Genomic DNA, 16,570 nt, shown 5'->3' on the forward strand with positions numbered 1-16,570 from the left:
CTTCCATCCGCCTACTTAAGTCCGTTCAAGATCTCATCGACCCCGCCGGGCGTGAGGTTCTCGTGGAAATCGTCGTTTACCTGCATCATCGGCGCCGTGCCGCAGCTTCCAAGGCACTCAACCGTCGAGAGCGTGAACTTCTTATCCGCTGTCGTCTGACCTGTCTTTATGCCAAGCCTTGCTTCGATATGCTTTACTATGTGCTCTGCGCCAAGAAGCGAGCATGATATGTTACGGCACACCTGAACGTGATACTTCCCAACGGGCTTCTCCACATTATACATTGTATAGAACGCGCCTACTTCGTGCACGTCCACGGGCTCGATGCCGAGGTACGCGGCGATATCGGCCATGTCCTCTTTTGTGAGGTGGCCCTTTTCAGCCTGCACCACCTGCATCGCCGGCATGCACGCGCTCTTTTTATTGGCGTACTTGGCGATTATCTTATCTATCTTCTCTATGGCGTCTTTTGACAGCATAATTTTTTATTTATCGCACTCGCCAAACACAGGGTCGAGGCTCGATATGATCGCTATCACGTCGGCAAGGTAACTATTGCGGCTTAGAAAATCAGTTACCTGGAGGTTACAGAAACTCGGCACCCTGGCCTTTAGCCTGAAGGGCTTCTCCGTTCCATCACTTACTATGTAGAACCCGAGCTCGCCCTTTGGCGACTCAACTGCCGAGTACGCCTCGCCCTTTGGGACCTTGAACCCGTCGGAGACGTATTTAAAATGGTGGATGAGCGACTCCATGTTCTTATAAACGTCCTTCTTTGGAGGCGGCACAATCTCGGGCATGTCCACGGTGACCGGGCCTGATGGCATATCGGTAAGGCACTGCTCTATTATGCGCACGGCCTGGCGCATCTCCTCCATCCTCACGGTGTAGCGGTCGAAGCAGTCGCCGGCTGCGCCAAGCGGCACATCAAACTTAAGCCTGTCGTAAACAAGATACGGCTCGTCCCTTCTTATATCGAAATCAACGCCGCTTGCCCTGAGTACCGGCCCTCCAACGCCGAAGTCTATGGCGTCCTCTGCCGAAAGTATGCCCACACCCTTATTTCTCGCAACCCAGATCCTGTTACCCGTAAGGAGCCTGTCATACTCGTCGAGCTTTTCCTTCATTATCTTGCAAAAACGTCCGCAGCGCTCTTTAAAGGCGTCGGTTACGTCGTAACGCACGCCGCCGACCCTCATGTATGTGTTGGTAACGCGCGCGCCGCACATCATCTCGAAGAGGTCGAGCACAAGCTCTCTCTCCCTCATCGCGTAGAGAAGTATCGTCATTGCGCCAAGGTCAACGCCCCACGCGCCCACACATGTAAGGTGCCCTGTCAAGCGGGCAAGCTCGGCTGCTATGACGCGTATGTACTTTGCGCGCTCGGGGATGTCTATGCCAAGCAGCTTCTCAACCGTTTGCACATAGGCAAGGTTGTTGCTCATGCCGCACCAGTAGTCGAGCCTGTCGGTATAGGGCACGAACTGGTGGTAGTAGATATTCTCGGCTATCTTCTCCGTGCCGCGGTGCAAATACCCGATATCAGGGTCGGCGCGAAGCACGGTCTCTCCCTGCACATCGAGTATCAGGTGAAGCACTCCGTGCGAGGACGGGTGCTGCGGCCCGAGGCTTAGAGTAAGGGCCTTTGTCTCTATCGGCTCGTCTGTGTTAAGTTTCCTTGCCATGGCTTACTTCTTTTTCTCCTCGCCAAACGGGTTGTACTGGTCCTTATAACCCTTTAGCGGATAATCCTTTCTCAAAGGATAGCCTTCCCAGTCCTCGGCCAGGTAAATGCGCCTTGGGTCAGGATGCCCCTCGAACACGATGCCGAACATGTCGTAGTTCTCTCTCTCGTACCAGTTGGCTGAGCGCCATACCGACGTAACGGTCGCTGCCTTCTCGCCGTCACCTACGGCTATCTTCACCCTCATCCTGGACTTCTTGTCGATGGAAAGAAGGTGGTAGGAGATGTCGAAACGCGGGACCCTCGGCATGTTGTCTACGACACTTATATCGCTAAGATAGCTCATCTTGATGTCGGGCTCGTTCTTTAGATAGCTCGAAACGCCGACTATCGCGTCCTTGTCAACGGTTACGGTAAGCTCGCCCGCATACCACACAACATCCTTTACGGCCGTGCCGAAGCGGGCTTTTACCTTATCTATGACCGAATTTTTAAGATGCTCCTGCATGTTATATGGCTATGCCCTTTTTCTTTCTTTCTTCAACTGTCTCTCTCTTTATCTTTTCCTGAAGCTGCAAAAAGCCGTATATCAGGGCCTCCGGCCTCGGAGGACAACCCGGGACGAACACATCGACCGGAACAATAAGCTCTGTACCCTGAACAACGGCATAGGTATTATACGGCCCGCCGGCGGAGGCGCACCCGCCCATGGCTATGACCCATCTTGGCTCTGCCATCTGGTCGTAAAGGGTCTTAAGAAGCGGCGCCATTTTCTTTGTCACAGTTCCGGCAACTATCATCACGTCCGACTGCCTTGGCGACGGCCTAAACACTATGCCAAAACGGTCAAGGTCGTAACGCGAACACGCCGTTGATATCATCTCTATGGCGCAGCACGCAAGCCCGAATGTCATCGGAAAGAGCGACGAAGTCCTGCCCCATTTGAAAACAAAGTCCGATACCGGATTTGTCTTCATGAACTCGGTTATGTTCTCGACTGTTGTAAACTGCGCCAAACCGGCGTATGGATTTCCTTTTAGGTCCATGGATATGCCCCTTTTATTTGAACCAATCGAGAGCGCCTTTCTTCCACGCGTAGGCAAGGCCCACGGCAAGGACGAATATGAAGACGACCATTTCTATGAATGCGATGAGCGCGAGGCTCTTGTCGGCTATGATAATGGCCCAGGGGAATAGATAGAGCGTTTCAACGTCGAAGACAACGAACAGTATGGCTATAAGGAAGAAGTGGACTCGAAAGTGCCCGGTATCGGCATCGCCTATTGGCTCGACACCGCACTCCCAGGGGGAAAGCTTTCTCGCATACGGGTTCTTTGGCGAAAGAAACCATGCAATCACAACGGCGGCAGCACCCATGAAGGTGATGTACCCGGCGATAAGCAGTATGGGCAGATAGTCGTTAAAAAGCATATCTACAAAAGCCCCGTCCCGTTGCGTTCTTACCCCCAAAAAGGCGCCGCTACTCACGGCAATGCCGCTCCCGAACCTTATAAAAGGCTCTCGGGGGTAGCTTGCAAAATAAAACAATGGCAGTGTTTTGTCAAGGATAAAATGTATACTGTATACAATAGGAAGGCCCGGAAAAGGACTTTCAAAACCCTTTAGTCAGGTTATTTAGGGGCTGTATTAAGAAGTTTTAACGCGGCCTCGCCCTCAAAGCCTATTCCAATGGCCTCAAATACCATTGCCGCACGGTCAAAGCTATTCCTCTCCTTCCTTATATTAAGGTAAGGGCCAAGGCCGGCTGCTATACACGGCAGCGCAAACACAGGCACGGGATAATCTGTTCCGAAAAGAAGTCTCCCTTTTACCGAGCCGTCCTCCGTAAGCATCCTTCTTATTACCTTAAGCATTCCCTGCCTCGAGGGAAGCGTAAGGGCCGATGTATCGAGAAATAGGTTTTCATGTTTTCTCATAAGCTCTTTTACGATATCCGCATACCGCTCGTAAATAAAAAGCCCTGTGCTGCCGCCATGCGCAAGGATTACAGTTACTCCGGCATCAAGAATAGCGGCAAGCCTCGCCGGATCTCCGTAAGACTGGTTAACCGAGCTTAGCGCGAACTCGTAGCCCGAATGCGTAAGAAGCGGCATCCTTAAATCCGCCATCTTTTTCCAGAAAGAAAGGAACTTCTTGTCCAAAGGATCAAAGCCCTGGCTGTTTGGGATTACTTTATTAAGTACTGCGCCAAGCGCCTTGCACCTTTCGAGTTCGTCGATTGAATCGCGGCGCAAGGGATTTATCGAGCACGCTGGAATAAAAGTATCGTAGCTTTTCGCCCAACCAAGCACAGCGTCGTTACTGACCATGAACTTCGTTCTATCGGCGTCGATTAAACCGCTTGAAAGATAAAGGCCGTCCATTGGAAGGAGCACGGCCTTTGCTACGCGCTTAGAGGTTTTTATTTCTCCGGATAAATTATCAAGGTAGGTCTTCGATGGGTCTTTATCGCCAGCACTTATGCCGAGCCTGTGCCTTAAGAACTTTAGCGCAAGAGTTTCTTTTAACACAAAGCGCCTGCCGCTGCCAAAGTCTATCGGCTCAAACGGAGGCGCATGCACGTGGATGTCGATTAACTTCGCTATGGCCATATTCCATCGAATGGTTGGAGGACCGAAGGCTCGAAGCAGGCCTACTAAAACTTATAAAACTTCTTCACCCTGTCCTTGAAAATGTCGTTTAGCGGAGTTACGCACTTACTTCTCGCGGCCCTCGGATCTATCTCCACAAGCGCGGACTCGGCCTTTTTCGCCGACGCCCTCTTCATCACGCGGCCCCTTGGGCTAACGACCTCGCTCTGACCGATAAAGGTGAGGGCCTTGGCAGCCCCCCTCTTCTCGCTGCCAACCCTGTTGGCGGTTATCGCGTACACGCGGTTCTCGAGGCACCTCGTTATCATGGCCTCCGGACAAAACGGCAGCACAAGGTTCGACGGATGCAGAATCACGTCCGCGCCCATTAAGGCAAGCGTCCTCGCTGCCTCGGGAAACACCCAGTCAAAGCATATCATCATGCCGACCTTAGCTTTACCTATGTCGTGGACTTTAAAGCCGGTATCGCCGGGATAGAAATACTTTTTTTCGTTCCAGAAAAGGTGGGTCTTCCTGTACACGGCGATAACGCCCTTTGGCCCGACAAGCACCGAAGAGTTATACACCCGCTTTCCATCGCGCTCGACAAACCCGGCCGCAATAAACATGCCCGTTACCTTCGCTGTCTCCGCAAGACGCCTTACCGCGTACCCGTCGCTAACACGCTCGGAATACTTAAGGCTCTCTCTCTTATCCCTGAAGGCATAGCCTGTCGAGAAAAGCTCGGGAAGCACCACGAGTTCGGCCCCGCGCTTCGAAAGAGCAAGAAGCCCTTTAACCGCGTCCTCGACATTCCTCTCTACAGCCCCAAACACCGGAGCAGTTTGCAAAAATCCCGCCTTCATGAAGTTAAGTTGACACCTCGTAATAATATTTGAGAGAACCTTTTTGTAAAAAGGTTCTCTCAAACTCTTTCCAAAAACTTTTTACTTGAATTGCTGCGCCCCCTTTAACAAAAGGGGGCGCAGCAATTCAGGCAAGTAAAAGTCTTTGAAGGGGTTTGGGGGAACTTTCTACAGAAAGTTCCCCCAAACGTTACTACCAGATATCAACCTACTTCTTGCAGCCGGATTTCTTCTTGGAACCGCATGAGGACTTTTTCTTCTTTGCTGCTGCTTTCTTTTTTGCAGGCATGGCGTTTCCTCCTTGGTTGTATTTTTAAATATTGGTGCGTTGTTCCTTATACAATAAAAATATCACACCGGGAGAAAGAGTCAATTGAATTCGGACTATCAGTCGAGCGCGAACGCGATGCTGACATTCATCGGAATGTCACGGCCATCAAGCGCTCCCGGGCGTTTTAGAAACGGCGCTGCCTTCGCCACTATCTCTACTGCAGCGACATTTAGCGCGTTACAGTGGCAGGGCTTATTTACGGACACGCCTTCGACCTTGCCGTCCGGCTTTACCGTAAAACTTACGCCAACGGTTCCTTCGTACCCGCGCTCGCGCGCCCATCTCGGGTAGAACTTGGCTTTTTCTATGGCAGAGACGACCATCGATTTAAAATTCTTCATCGCATCGTCCGAGAGCTCACCCTTGCCCGAGTATCCGGAGATACCGTCCACCCGGCCTGCTACAACGGCTACGGCCTCGCTTGCCGCAGGCGAAGCGTCTTTTATGACAGCGCTTGACAACACGGACGCAACCTCTGGCGCGGGTGATGCCTTCTGTTCTTTCGTAGCGCCTCTTTCCGCGCCTGCAAAGGTTATCATCACGTGCCCGAGCCCCGCAACCTTCGATTCAACGGCGCGAGGAGACCACGTGCCGGCAACGGCAATGCCGAAGATGGCAGCGTGAAGGGCTGCGGAAAAGACGACTATTTTTTTAAATCCGTTCATTATGATATTGCCTTATATGGTTACCTTACTTTTTTGCGTCCAACGCCTTGCAAACAACGCGCTTACCACGCATCTCGTCGTAATTCCAGCACGCTGCTATGGATGCTCCGTAAACCGCAAGTGCTGCGTCAGAGGACCTTCTAAAGCCTTCGCTTATTTCCTCGGGCTTTGAGAACCCCGAAGAAGCTGAAAACCGCGCCGTAAAGATCTTACTTACTACCGGCGTCTTTTCCTCCCATACCGCAACCGCGCCATCGGCCGCGCTCATGACACCCGAATGGTCCGGGAAGCGTCCGGATGAGTACGGCAGTTTTTGCCGTTTGGAAAATGTAGCGCCCTTATCCGTTGAGAACGCGAAGTAAACGGCCGGCGCGCCCTCCTCTGCCTCCGAATACCATGTATAGTATAACACGCCCTTATTGTCAACGGTCATTGAAGGCCCTCTGTGCGGGCATCCGGCAAGTATCCAGTTGTCGTCATTAACGGTTACGGGCGTAAGAAAGCTTTTGCCGTTATCATGCGACACACTAACTATCATATCACGCGCCGAGACCTCGCTCACATTCCTCCACGAGGCGTACACGTCCTTACCGGAAGCAACGATTGCCGTCCTGCAGCACGGGCACACGCCGGAAGAAAGTTTCAGATTTACCGAAAACGTCTTGCCCTTATCCCGCGAACTTGCGTAGAAGGCCGAGCTCTTGCCTTTGATTTTTTCCCTGCCGTCCAGCCACGCAACATGCACAACACCGTCGGCATTGACTGTAACCGACTCAAAGCCGCGCGAGCTTTTCTCTGCGTTGTCGTTTATGACAACGGATTTGGAAAACGAGGCTCCGCCGTCAGTTGAAACGCTAATCCTTATATCCGCCTCAAAGCCTTCGTCGCCAAGCGGGTTGGTCCACGTGACATAGACCTCGCCTTTTGGCCCTACGGCGATTCCAGGAGAATTATGCGGCCCGGAGGCCTTTTCGTCTCCCGTATTCACCTTTACCGGAGCGGAGACCTTTTTATCGGCTCCAATGCTATTTACGTAGACGTCTCCGTCATCGGTTGACCACGCGACATGGATTACGTCTTTATACGCTGCAACAGAGGGCGCGGAGGTCTTCTTGTCGGCAAGCGCAAAACCAAAAAGCGCGCTGCCGGTTGCATCGGCGGCTTTAGCCGCCGATGCAAAAAGAACATTCGCCGTAAAAACACCTGCTACGATAGCTGCGGCAAATATGAACCTTTTACCAAAGAGCCTCATCCCTCTGCCTCCCATTTATAGCTAAACCCTGCAAAGAACGCCCTTGGCTGGCCCGGCGCGTACTGCGACGGCGATGCCCCTGCCTTTGTAGCGCGCTCTGCGTAACGCTTATCGCTAAGGTTCATAGCGCGCACGTAAAGCTCAATTGACTTAACAGGCTTAAAGGAGAGCCTCGCATTGAGAACGTCATGGCCTTTATACTTTTCAGTATTCGCATCGTCCATCCAGTAGGCGCCGACCCTTGTCCACTCAAGCTCTGCCCTACCGCCGTTTAGAAGCGCCGGTTTGTACGAACCCCTAAGCGTAATAAGCTCGGCCGGGGCCTGCGGTATGTAGTTGCCGCTATAGTCGATAAGCGCGCTCGGAGCGTAGTCGTCGTAAACATGGCGCGCGTTCGAATAGCTAAGCGCAAGCTCGACGGTCTCGATAGGCGCGGCTGTGAGAGAAAGCTCAACACCCTTATGCACGGTCACGCCTGCGTTCCTACGTTCGTTTATGTTGGTGGCAACCGAATACGTCACGATGTCGTCCTTCTTGGTCATATAATACCACGAGACCTCGAAGCCAAGCGCCTTATCTCCGCCGCGAAGTCCTGCCTCGTAGCTGTCAGCCTTTATCGGCTTAAGATTTACGGCAGTGAGGGCCGTGCCCTGCGAGCCCCTGAAAAGATCCGCGGAAGACGGCACGCGAAACGCGTGGCCGTAGTTCGCAAAGCCGCTTACCTTATCGGTGAAGCCGTAAGTAAGGCCAGCCTTTGGGCTAAGGTGCTCGAAGCTTCGCTTTGTCGAGGCCGGGCGGTTGGCGTTGGCCGTAAGAGATGTGTCGTAGTCGTAAGATAGAGAATCATAGCGAAGCCCTGCAATAGCACGAAGCCTGTCGGTAAGCGAGCTCTCAAGCTGCATATACGGCGACACGCCCGTGAACACGGCCTCATAGTCGTAATCGTTTGCCGTGCTCGCGACGTATGTATACGACGTATACTTATCGCCCGTCTTAAAGACCTGTATGCGGCGTTCGTTATAAGCGCCCGGCGTATAATCCACGTCCACTCCTGCTATAAACCTTGTCCTTGACTCCGGCATGTCGTGCCTGTACTTGGCAAGAAGCCCATAGGAGACATAATCGGTAGAGGAATCGTAACCGAAGTAATTGGGCCCTGCCTGGAATATTCCCCATCCCGGGAGAAGCTCCATCCTGCTAACCCTCACATAAGGCGTCACGCTAAGAAGAGACGACGCTCCAAGCTCCCTCTCGTACGCAGAGGACAGCCTTAAGGACTCGACCCCTCTGAAATCAAAGGTCTGATAATTATACCACGACCTGTGCTTATAATCCTGGTAAAGAAGACCGTTTGCTCCGCCGGTATCCTGCCAGATGTCTGCATACGAAATAACGGTTTTTATCGACGCGGCCCCTGACGCATAATCCCAGCGAAGGACCGCGCTTGTCTTCTCATACCCGCTTCTATCTCTCCAGCCGTAGTACTCTGTTCTGTTGACATCGAGCCTTAAGCCATTGGCTCCCCATGTATCGCCTGCGGAAGCAAGCAGCCTCATCCAGCCGTTCTCGCCTGCCTCGGGGTTCACGGTAACCTCGGCCTTAAGAGGCGCTGCCTTTGTAATCGAGTTTATGGAGCCGCCTATGGCATCGCTTCCGTATAGCGCGGTTGCGGGGCCCTTGTATACTTCGATTCTCTCTGCAGAGGAAAGATTCACCTCATAGAGGGCATTGTGATTGAAAAACCCCGTTGACCTTACCGGTATGCCGTCCTCGAGAAAAAGATACACCGGGTTCGTTGTAAGCGGCTGCCTTATGGCCGTTATGTGGCCTTCTCCTGCGGTAACGTTCACCCACACGCCGGGAACGCGGTTAAGTATCTCGGACGGATGCGTGGGCTTTACTGTCTCTATCTCGTCTTTTTTTATCACGCCGACGGAAGCGGGTGTTTCCTTTCTAAGCTCCGCCTCGCGCGCTCCGGTGACAACGACGTCGCCGTCCGTGTCTTCGGCATGCGAAGACAGCGGAAATGCGGCAAACAACGCAGCTATAACAAAAAATACGGCAATAAAATGTTTTTTTTCAAACATCCCCTGGCCCTCTCTTTTTTATACGGCACATCAAGCGCCACGCACGCGCGCACAGATGCGCGCGGCGCGAACACATGAACGCCGTTTTTATGCTGCTTTTTAAAGAGGCTCTCAGGCTGCCGGGGGACGCTCGGACGGTTCTGTGAAGTGATTTTTGTGGATTGACAAACTACTTTGCGAGAATGCCGCGCTGCCATTAACAAGCGCAACATTACAAGAGGCGGATGTAATGCTGTTTTCTACAGCGCCTGCAACTGCCGCAGCCGTATGGTCGCAGCACTTTATCACGCAAGTATTCGCGGGGATTTTTGCGCTGCCCGAATCACTACCCTCATGCCCTGCTCCGTGGTCATCATGATTGTCTTCTTGATTATCCGGCGAAGCGTGTGTTGAATGGCACATGGAAGGAGCACCGTGGCCTTCGTGCCCCTGATGTTCATTTGCCGCATTGTCAGGAGCGGCCTTTTTGCCGTGCCTGTGCGGACACATTGCGCCGTGGCTGCATTCCTCGGAATCGGCCATGGCAGCGGCAACCGATGGCATAAACACCGCAAAAAGAAAGGCTGATAGCGTTACAATCGAAACAAGACGACGCATGTCCTAAATTGTAGCAAAAAAAAATCAGCTCTTCAACAACTAAATCGCAGCCTCAGTCCTTTTTGCAAAATGCGTAATAAAAGCCTATGGCAACGAGCCCTGTTACCATGCCCCACGAGCCTATGAGGAATATCCACCCGTACGCGCTCATTAGTCTTTTCCTCTCCTTCGCTTCCACGCAATCTCGACAAGAACGATGTGCGCTATAAGAAGCACTATGAGATACGCCCTTGCCGCCCATATTCCTACAGAGGTTTTGCCCATGACCGTTGACAGGTTCTCGTAACCCCAGACAACGAGTATGACCAGAAGAAGCGCCGGGGTTACGTACTTCATTATGTAATAGAACACGCGCGGTATCCTGACCTTTGCGCCCCTGTGTATTTCATCCCATGCCTTATCAGGGCCAAAGACCCAGAAGAAAAGAACTATTTCAAATAGCGCCAGGAACACGAGCGCGAAGGTGCCGACCCAGAAATCGAGCTCATCTAACGAGTCTTTTATAAAGGCCGGCAGTATGACCGAGACAAGAAAAAATATGCCAAGCGTAATAACTGCCTTGTGGCGCTTGAATCCGAGTTCGTCTTCGAGAAAAGCAACGGCCGGCTGCGCAAGGGCTACCACCGAGGTAAGCCCGGCAAGGAATAAAAGGAAGAACCACAGGCATCCGAAGTACTCTCCTGCCGGCATATGCGTGAATATCGCGGGCATGCTGATGAAGCCCAATTGAAAGGTTCCGCCCGCAGCCTCCTTTGCGCCCGAGAAGCCGAAGAATATAACGGCGCTCATTATGGCAACGGTCGAGCCGAATATCACCTCGGCAAACTCGTTTAGGCTTCCGGCGGCAACTGAGCTTGCGACTATGTCGTCGTCCTTTTTCATGTAGCTTGCGTACGTGATGATTGCGCCCATGCCAAGCGACAAAGTAAAGAACACCTGCCCTGCTGCAGCAAGCCACACCTTGCCGCTAAGGAGCCCGCTAAAGTCGGGCTCCCATAAAAACGAGAACGCCTTCGAGGTCGTCATGGCCGGGTCTGTCGGAGAATCGAGAGTTACGACACGCACCAGAAGGACAGCGCCGATTACGAAGATTGCCGGAAGCGCGATGTTGCAAAACTTCTCGATGCCGCCGGATACGCCCTTCCATAATATGTACATGCTAAGAATTAACGTGATTGCGAAGAACACATACGCTTTGACCGGGGGCGCGTAATAAAGCGCATCTCCGGTATCACCCTTATACGCGCCAAGATAGCTTGCGTACGGCGCGAGATACTCCTTTGCGCTTACTGCGCTGCCAAGCGTATCCGCAACCGGGAGCTTATGCGTGAGAGAGGCAACACTGTATGCAAGCGTCCACGAACATATATAGGTGTAATAGACGAGCACGACAAGCGGCAGAAATACGCCGAGTATGCCCATGTACCTGGCTATGGGGTGCTTCCATATGGAATCGAATACGCCCGGCGCTGTGCCGTGGCCCCGCTCGCCGCCGTAGCGCCCGAGCCCCCACTCTACCCAGAGTAGCGGTATGCCAAGCAGGATGAAGGAAACGAAGTACGGTATCATGAACGCGCCGCCGCCGTTGTCAACGGCCTGGCTCGGGAAGCGGAGGAAGTTGCCAAGGCCGATTGCGTTCCCGGCCATGGCGAGGATTAGCCCTATCTTCGAGCCCCACTGCTCGCGTTTTCCGTTATTGTTTGCCAAGGTGCGCGCTCTCCGGATAAAAAAGTCTGTGCCCTGTGCTTTTTATATCAAGGTTTAAGGGACATGTCAACGTGCCTATGGCGGAGAGTGCCGGTACGTAGAAAGCTTCATTCGCGCCGCGTAGATACTTATCTCAGAGCCTGCAAAAAAAAAACGGGGCAGACGGCAACTCAAACATTGCCGCCTGCCCCGGATATATCCGCCCAAATAAAGAGCCCTTATCGTCCGGCCCTTCGCCCCTGGCTTCCGCGTTTCTTATCAAAAGAGAACTTCCTGCTAAACTTCCGCTCCGGCGCCGGATGGCTGCCTGCAGAAGAAGACTCTCTTTCCGTAGATTTTCTCTCTCCTCCGCTAAAGCGGCTTTTCCCTTCCGAGTACTTTCTACGCGAGAAGTCGAAGCGGCTTCTCTCGGCCTTTTCCTCGGCAGCCTCTCCGGCAGTAGCTGCCACGGTGTAATCGAAGCCCTCGAGCTTACGCCTCTCTACAGTGCCTTTTAGCGTCCGCTCTATCGACCTTACCATGTCGTTATCTTCATGAGTAACGAAGGTGAAGGCGTCGCCTGTCTTTGCCGCGCGCCCGGTGCGGCCTATCCTGTGTATGTAGGCCTCGGTCGTGTTCGGCATGTCGTAGTTTATCACGTGCGACACGCTTGATACGTCTATGCCGCGCGCCGCGATGTCGGTAGCAACGAGGACGTCGTACCTTCCGCTTCTGAAACCGTCCATCGCCTCCTGGCGCTTCGACTGCGAGAGGTTACCCTGCAAGGACGCGGCCTTATAACCGTTTTTCCTTAGCCTATCGTCAAGGCGCTTGGCCCGGGCCTTTGTCCGCGTAAATATCAGCACCGAGTGCGTGTCGGTCTGCTTAAGAAGGCTAAGGAGCAGCGGCGTTTTCAGGTGCTGCGATACCGGGTAGAGCGCGTGGCTCACCGTCGAGACCGGGGCCGCCAGCCCTGCCTGCACGATTTCAGGCTCTACTAACACCTCTGCCGCGAGCCGCTTTATCTCCGGCGGCATCGTGGCCGAGAATAGAAGCGTCTGCCTCTTTTTCGGGAGCAATTCGATAATTCTTCTTATGTCCGGGAGAAACCCCATGTCGAACATGTGGTCTGCCTCGTCAAGCACGAGGACCTCGACCTTGGAGAGGTTTACGCCGCGCTGCCTGTATATGTCAAGAAGCCTTCCCGGGCACGCAACTATTACGTCTACGCCGCGCCTTAGCTTGTCCTTTTGCGGATTGATGCCAACGCCGCCGTAGACCGTTACGGTCTTGACATGCATTCCACTACCAAGCTCAAGTATGGACTTGTTTATCTGTTCCGCGAGTTCGCGTGTCGGCGCGATTACAAGGGCGCGCGAAGCTCCCCTTACACCTGCCTCTGCGAGGCGGTTCAGTATCGGCAGCGCGAAGGCCGCCGTCTTTCCGGTTCCTGTCTGCGCAAGGCCCATTACGTCCTTGCCGCTTAGCACGTGCGGTATAGCCTGCTTCTGGATAGGCGTAGGCTCCGCGTATCCGGCGGCTTTTACCCCTGCCGCCACAGTGGGGTGTAAATTAAACGCAGTAAATCCCATGTGTCTCCTTTAAGGTTAGATGTTGCGCTCTGCTCGGGGAAAATAACGAAGGTCTTAATAAATGGAAACTACTAAGAGGGTTGTTACACTACGTAGTTTTCAGCCGGGTACAGTCGGTTGTTACGTGATTACGCTATGTAACTTACAGTATAGCCTTATTGGCGCCACGTGTCAAGGCCGAGGGCCTGCACCCTAACACAAAAATCCTTCTCCCCTTCGGGGAGAAGGTGAGGATGAGGGGGATGATGCCTTACACCGCTTGCTTTGTCATTCCTGCTACCGCAAGAATCCATTTTCAAACGTTGCGCCTGCACCCGCATATAAAAATTCCTCTCCCCAATCAATTTGGGGAGAGGATTAAGGTGAGGGGTTACCTATTATTGCCTCGCCAAACGCTGCCTGCTGCGCCTACGGCTTATGGCTCGAGCCCTCGCGCATTGCCTCGATGAGCTGTTCCTTCATGTCTTCCGTGCGCCCAATGGCGACCGCGTACACGACCGCTGCCCTGACTCCCCGAAAGAGCGCGTAGAAGAGGATTAGCGGGAAGACAACCGCGTCGAAGGCGTACCCTGCCATTATGCGCATGAGATTGCCTGCAAGGTCCTTTGACCTCGCCCGTATCTGCACGAGAGCGCGCGCCATGGTGTCCTTTGTGGCCCTTGCTTTCTCTATCACGCCCTCGCCCTCGAATGCCCAGGGCGGGAAAATCGCGTTCTTCATCATGGTAACGGACTTCTCCGCAGCCTCGACTGCCGGCGTGGTGATCCTGTCGGATATATATGAACCTCCTGTTACGGATAGAGGGAGCGCGATGTAGAGCATGGCGCTAACTGTCGCGGCAACGACAGTTAAGTCGCGAAGCACGCGGCGCGTCCGCCTGCACGCAGGGGCGTAGAACACTACGGCAAGAAAACAGGCAAGAAAGAAGAACGCTGCAGAGAGCGCCCACGCATCGATTGCGGACGCGGCATCGAGCGCGTAGTGCGTGCCGACAAGCACGGCCATGCACACGGCAAGGGTCTTCCACGCGGTATCTACCGCGTCGTAGGCCGCCTGCACTGCTCCGCCGACATTCACCTGCGCGCCCACGACGAGCGAGACCTCGACCTCGCTGCCCTTTACGATTGCAAGCCCGGTCTTCAGCGCCGATAGAACGATAAACGCGGTAAGCGCGCGGTCGAATGAATTGTCGAGATAGGTCTTGTTATGCGCTGCAACAGAATCGCCTCCTATAAAGCCTGCGACCCTGTCGAGCGCGCCAAAGGTGGAGAGGAGAAATAAAACAACCACCACTATAATGGTGGCTAACTTGCGGTTCGGGGTTTTGGTCAGAGGGTTCATAGTGTTATCGTACGCACCTGCGGTCTATTATAACCTATTTAGTCAGGTGGTTGTCAATTGGAAGGGGGGAACGGGGGAAAACGGCGATTTTACCGCCATACTGCGTTGCCGCTCGGTTTTGAGTCCTCAATGTATACTACGTATACACCTGCGGCTCAAAACCTCCGCCGCCTTGTCTGACGCTAAACTTGCCGTTTTGACAGGCCGCAAGCGGCCTTGAGTGAGAAGATGGTGGCAAGTGGCCACCATGCAGCTTGACCACAAACCAAGCAAATTACTTAAAATTAAAAATACCCCTTAACTCCCTCTCTATATCAATATGCACATCGCATATTGGACAACTCTTGCTCCACAGTGGCAATGAAGGAAAATTTTTATTCTCCGAAGGATCAAATCTATGCATCGCCAAACATTCCAACTTAGGCACCTCGCTTTTTAAAGAAGTCGAGTAGATATCCACACGTGTTGCCCTCCCAAACCAATATTTTTCAAAATGGTCTGTGGGTCTATTTTTTCCACCTATGGTACGCCCTACATAAACACATTTTTTCTTGCCCCAAAATATATATATATAATTCTTAAACATTATCTCTTTTTCCAGCCATCTTTTAAATTTATTTTTCTTTTCTTCTAACCCCCAACCCTTAACATGCCATCTTCGCTTTTCATATATCAAATCATCGAATGCATCTCGTGCCACATCTTTAGCCAATGCTTCTGTGGCTAAGTTTTGAAGTTCTTCAATAACAGAATCTCTGATTCTTTTATCAAACTTTTTGGGCCTTCCGAAGGTAGCCCCACTTATCGCTTCACGCAACCACTGTGTTCTTCTCTTAAAAAGACCATCCAATTCTTTCTCAAACTGACCAACAATGCTCATACGACCAGCCTCCTATCCACTTTGGGAGTTTTCCACATCAAACCGCACATCACCAAGCCACTCTACAGACTAAACAAAAAAAGACCACGGTTGCATACGTATATCAAATGATAAACGCATATTTTTTAATGCATTATCGATAGAATAAATTTCAGATCTCGAAGGCATAAAAATACTATCGCAAAATATAAAAACTTCCGTCCCTTTGTAAGCACTTGCAGCATTATATTGCAATGAGTAGGTGAACTTTTGTCTGTCCTTATACAAAGCCATTATCAAGTCAGCATCATCATAAGAGACTATCCAATTAGATAAAGATCTTTGTATTGTTTCAGACAAACGTACATGGTCATCCAAATTATAATAATTAGCATACAACCTATCTGCCTTACTAAAATATGGTGGATCACAATAAACCAACTTGTTTTCTGGTAACCCGGAAACATATTGCAAAATATACTTTTCTGCATCCCAGTTTTTGATTTTAATCGAACTACCTTTTTTAGCTATTTTCTCTACACGCTTTACGAGGTTCCCCTTAGCGAACCTCGCATCCATTTTCCAAAAGCCATCTTGTTTTTTTCCACCAATAACCCCACCAGAAAGAATGCCAGAACGATTACAACGATTTAAATAAAACATCGCAAAACCCAAATCAATACGATCATAGTCGCTTGGGTTTTTATAAACTTTCTTCTGCTTTTCCCACTCCTCAATTGTCAAAGGTGCCTTGGAGATTTTCCTACAAAGTTCTTCAGGTTCATTTATGACAGTATGCCAAAACGCAAACACCGCAGGACAAGAATCATTTAAATGGACACTCGAAACAACCTCACCGAGAAGAAGCTCTATGGCAACACCTGCGCCTCCGGCATAGGGCTCAACATAATGCCCTCCCTCAAGATTATTAGCATAAATGGTTTCGGCTATAAATTGCCAAACCTTATGCTTACCTCCCGGATATCTTAATGGCGTTTTAGGAGTACTCATAATTTTGC

Annotated in this window: 16 protein-coding genes; all 16 read right to left on the reverse strand. The window is 51.9% G+C overall.

Annotated features, from left to right (window positions below):
* Positions 1 to 11 precede the first annotated feature (11 nt).
* Entirely contained in the window at positions 12 to 479 is a 468-nt protein-coding gene (gene nuoE / locus OEV59_03055) for an NADH-quinone oxidoreductase subunit NuoE (GenBank protein ID MDH4226722.1), read from the reverse strand.
* A gap of 6 nt (positions 480 to 485) precedes the next feature.
* A complete protein-coding gene (gene nuoD, locus OEV59_03060) occupies positions 486 to 1,685 on the reverse strand; it encodes an NADH dehydrogenase (quinone) subunit D (GenBank protein ID MDH4226723.1) in 1,200 nt (399 codons plus the stop codon).
* A 3-nt stretch (positions 1,686 to 1,688) separates the two neighbouring features.
* Positions 1,689 to 2,192: an NADH-quinone oxidoreductase subunit C gene (locus tag OEV59_03065; GenBank protein ID MDH4226724.1), complete on the reverse strand. Its 504-nt coding sequence runs from the start codon at positions 2,190 to 2,192 to the stop codon at positions 1,689 to 1,691.
* Position 2,193: 1 nt separating this feature from the next.
* The gene (locus OEV59_03070; GenBank protein ID MDH4226725.1) at positions 2,194 to 2,661 is read right to left on the reverse strand and encodes an NADH-quinone oxidoreductase subunit B; all 468 of its coding nucleotides are present in this window, start codon (positions 2,659 to 2,661) and stop codon (positions 2,194 to 2,196) included.
* 82 nt (positions 2,662 to 2,743) lie between these two features.
* Positions 2,744 to 3,115: an NADH-quinone oxidoreductase subunit A gene (locus tag OEV59_03075; protein MDH4226726.1), complete on the reverse strand. Its 372-nt coding sequence runs from the start codon at positions 3,113 to 3,115 to the stop codon at positions 2,744 to 2,746.
* A 200-nt stretch (positions 3,116 to 3,315) separates the two neighbouring features.
* Complete coding sequence (locus OEV59_03080) at positions 3,316 to 4,296, reverse strand: amidohydrolase family protein (protein MDH4226727.1); 981 nt, start codon at positions 4,294 to 4,296, stop codon at positions 3,316 to 3,318.
* 44 nt (positions 4,297 to 4,340) lie between these two features.
* A complete protein-coding gene (locus OEV59_03085; protein ID MDH4226728.1) occupies positions 4,341 to 5,141 on the reverse strand; it encodes an acyltransferase in 801 nt (266 codons plus the stop codon).
* Between the two features lie 387 nt (positions 5,142 to 5,528).
* Positions 5,529 to 6,137, reverse strand: a complete 609-nt coding sequence (locus OEV59_03090; GenBank protein ID MDH4226729.1) for a TonB family protein — start codon at positions 6,135 to 6,137, stop codon at positions 5,529 to 5,531.
* A gap of 25 nt (positions 6,138 to 6,162) precedes the next feature.
* A complete protein-coding gene (locus OEV59_03095) occupies positions 6,163 to 7,404 on the reverse strand; it encodes a glycoside hydrolase (GenBank protein ID MDH4226730.1) in 1,242 nt (413 codons plus the stop codon).
* A complete protein-coding gene (locus OEV59_03100; protein MDH4226731.1) occupies positions 7,386 to 9,476 on the reverse strand; it encodes a TonB-dependent receptor in 2,091 nt (696 codons plus the stop codon). The genes OEV59_03095 and OEV59_03100 overlap by 19 nt, the downstream gene beginning before the upstream one ends.
* A 111-nt stretch (positions 9,477 to 9,587) precedes the next feature.
* The gene (locus OEV59_03105) at positions 9,588 to 10,073 is read right to left on the reverse strand and encodes a hypothetical protein (GenBank protein ID MDH4226732.1); all 486 of its coding nucleotides are present in this window, start codon (positions 10,071 to 10,073) and stop codon (positions 9,588 to 9,590) included.
* 150 nt (positions 10,074 to 10,223) lie between these two features.
* On the reverse strand, positions 10,224 to 11,780 hold the full coding sequence (locus OEV59_03110) for a sodium-dependent transporter (GenBank protein ID MDH4226733.1): 1,557 nt from the start codon (positions 11,778 to 11,780) through the stop codon (positions 10,224 to 10,226).
* 218 nt (positions 11,781 to 11,998) lie between these two features.
* Positions 11,999 to 13,351, reverse strand: coding sequence for a DEAD/DEAH box helicase (locus tag OEV59_03115; protein MDH4226734.1), 1,353 nt, complete (start codon positions 13,349 to 13,351; stop codon positions 11,999 to 12,001).
* Positions 13,352 to 13,759: 408 nt separating this feature from the next.
* Entirely contained in the window at positions 13,760 to 14,692 is a 933-nt protein-coding gene (locus tag OEV59_03120) for a hypothetical protein (protein MDH4226735.1), read from the reverse strand.
* Between the two features lie 274 nt (positions 14,693 to 14,966).
* Positions 14,967 to 15,572: a hypothetical protein gene (locus tag OEV59_03125; protein MDH4226736.1), complete on the reverse strand. Its 606-nt coding sequence runs from the start codon at positions 15,570 to 15,572 to the stop codon at positions 14,967 to 14,969.
* Positions 15,573 to 15,641: 69 nt separating this feature from the next.
* Entirely contained in the window at positions 15,642 to 16,562 is a 921-nt protein-coding gene (locus OEV59_03130) for a DNA adenine methylase (GenBank protein MDH4226737.1), read from the reverse strand.
* Positions 16,563 to 16,570 lie beyond the last annotated feature (8 nt).

The sequence above is a fragment of the Deltaproteobacteria bacterium genome (assembly GCA_029858205.1).
GTDB lineage: Bacteria > Desulfobacterota > GWC2-55-46 > GWC2-55-46 > DRQE01 > JAOUFM01.

Excerpts from the sequence above, each read along its gene's own strand:
- nuoE (MDH4226722.1), bottom strand. The coding sequence starts at position 479 with ATGCTGTCAAAAGACGCCATAGAGAAGATAGATAAGATAATCGCCAAG.
- nuoD (MDH4226723.1), bottom strand. The coding sequence starts at position 1,685 with ATGGCAAGGAAACTTAACACAGACGAGCCGATAGAGACAAAGGCCCTT.
- OEV59_03065 (MDH4226724.1), bottom strand. The coding sequence starts at position 2,192 with ATGCAGGAGCATCTTAAAAATTCGGTCATAGATAAGGTAAAAGCCCGC.
- OEV59_03070 (MDH4226725.1), bottom strand. The coding sequence starts at position 2,661 with ATGAAGACAAATCCGGTATCGGACTTTGTTTTCAAATGGGGCAGGACT.
- OEV59_03075 (MDH4226726.1), bottom strand. The coding sequence starts at position 3,115 with ATGCTTTTTAACGACTATCTGCCCATACTGCTTATCGCCGGGTACATC.
- OEV59_03080 (MDH4226727.1), bottom strand. The coding sequence starts at position 4,296 with ATGGCCATAGCGAAGTTAATCGACATCCACGTGCATGCGCCTCCGTTT.
- OEV59_03085 (MDH4226728.1), bottom strand. The coding sequence starts at position 5,141 with ATGAAGGCGGGATTTTTGCAAACTGCTCCGGTGTTTGGGGCTGTAGAG.
- OEV59_03090 (MDH4226729.1), bottom strand. The coding sequence starts at position 6,137 with ATGAACGGATTTAAAAAAATAGTCGTCTTTTCCGCAGCCCTTCACGCT.
- OEV59_03095 (MDH4226730.1), bottom strand. The coding sequence starts at position 7,404 with ATGGGAGGCAGAGGGATGAGGCTCTTTGGTAAAAGGTTCATATTTGCC.
- OEV59_03100 (MDH4226731.1), bottom strand. The coding sequence starts at position 9,476 with ATGTTTGAAAAAAAACATTTTATTGCCGTATTTTTTGTTATAGCTGCG.
- OEV59_03105 (MDH4226732.1), bottom strand. The coding sequence starts at position 10,073 with ATGCGTCGTCTTGTTTCGATTGTAACGCTATCAGCCTTTCTTTTTGCG.
- OEV59_03115 (MDH4226734.1), bottom strand. The coding sequence starts at position 13,351 with ATGGGATTTACTGCGTTTAATTTACACCCCACTGTGGCGGCAGGGGTA.
- OEV59_03120 (MDH4226735.1), bottom strand. The coding sequence starts at position 14,692 with ATGAACCCTCTGACCAAAACCCCGAACCGCAAGTTAGCCACCATTATA.
- OEV59_03125 (MDH4226736.1), bottom strand. The coding sequence starts at position 15,572 with ATGAGCATTGTTGGTCAGTTTGAGAAAGAATTGGATGGTCTTTTTAAG.
- OEV59_03130 (MDH4226737.1), bottom strand. The coding sequence starts at position 16,562 with ATGAGTACTCCTAAAACGCCATTAAGATATCCGGGAGGTAAGCATAAG.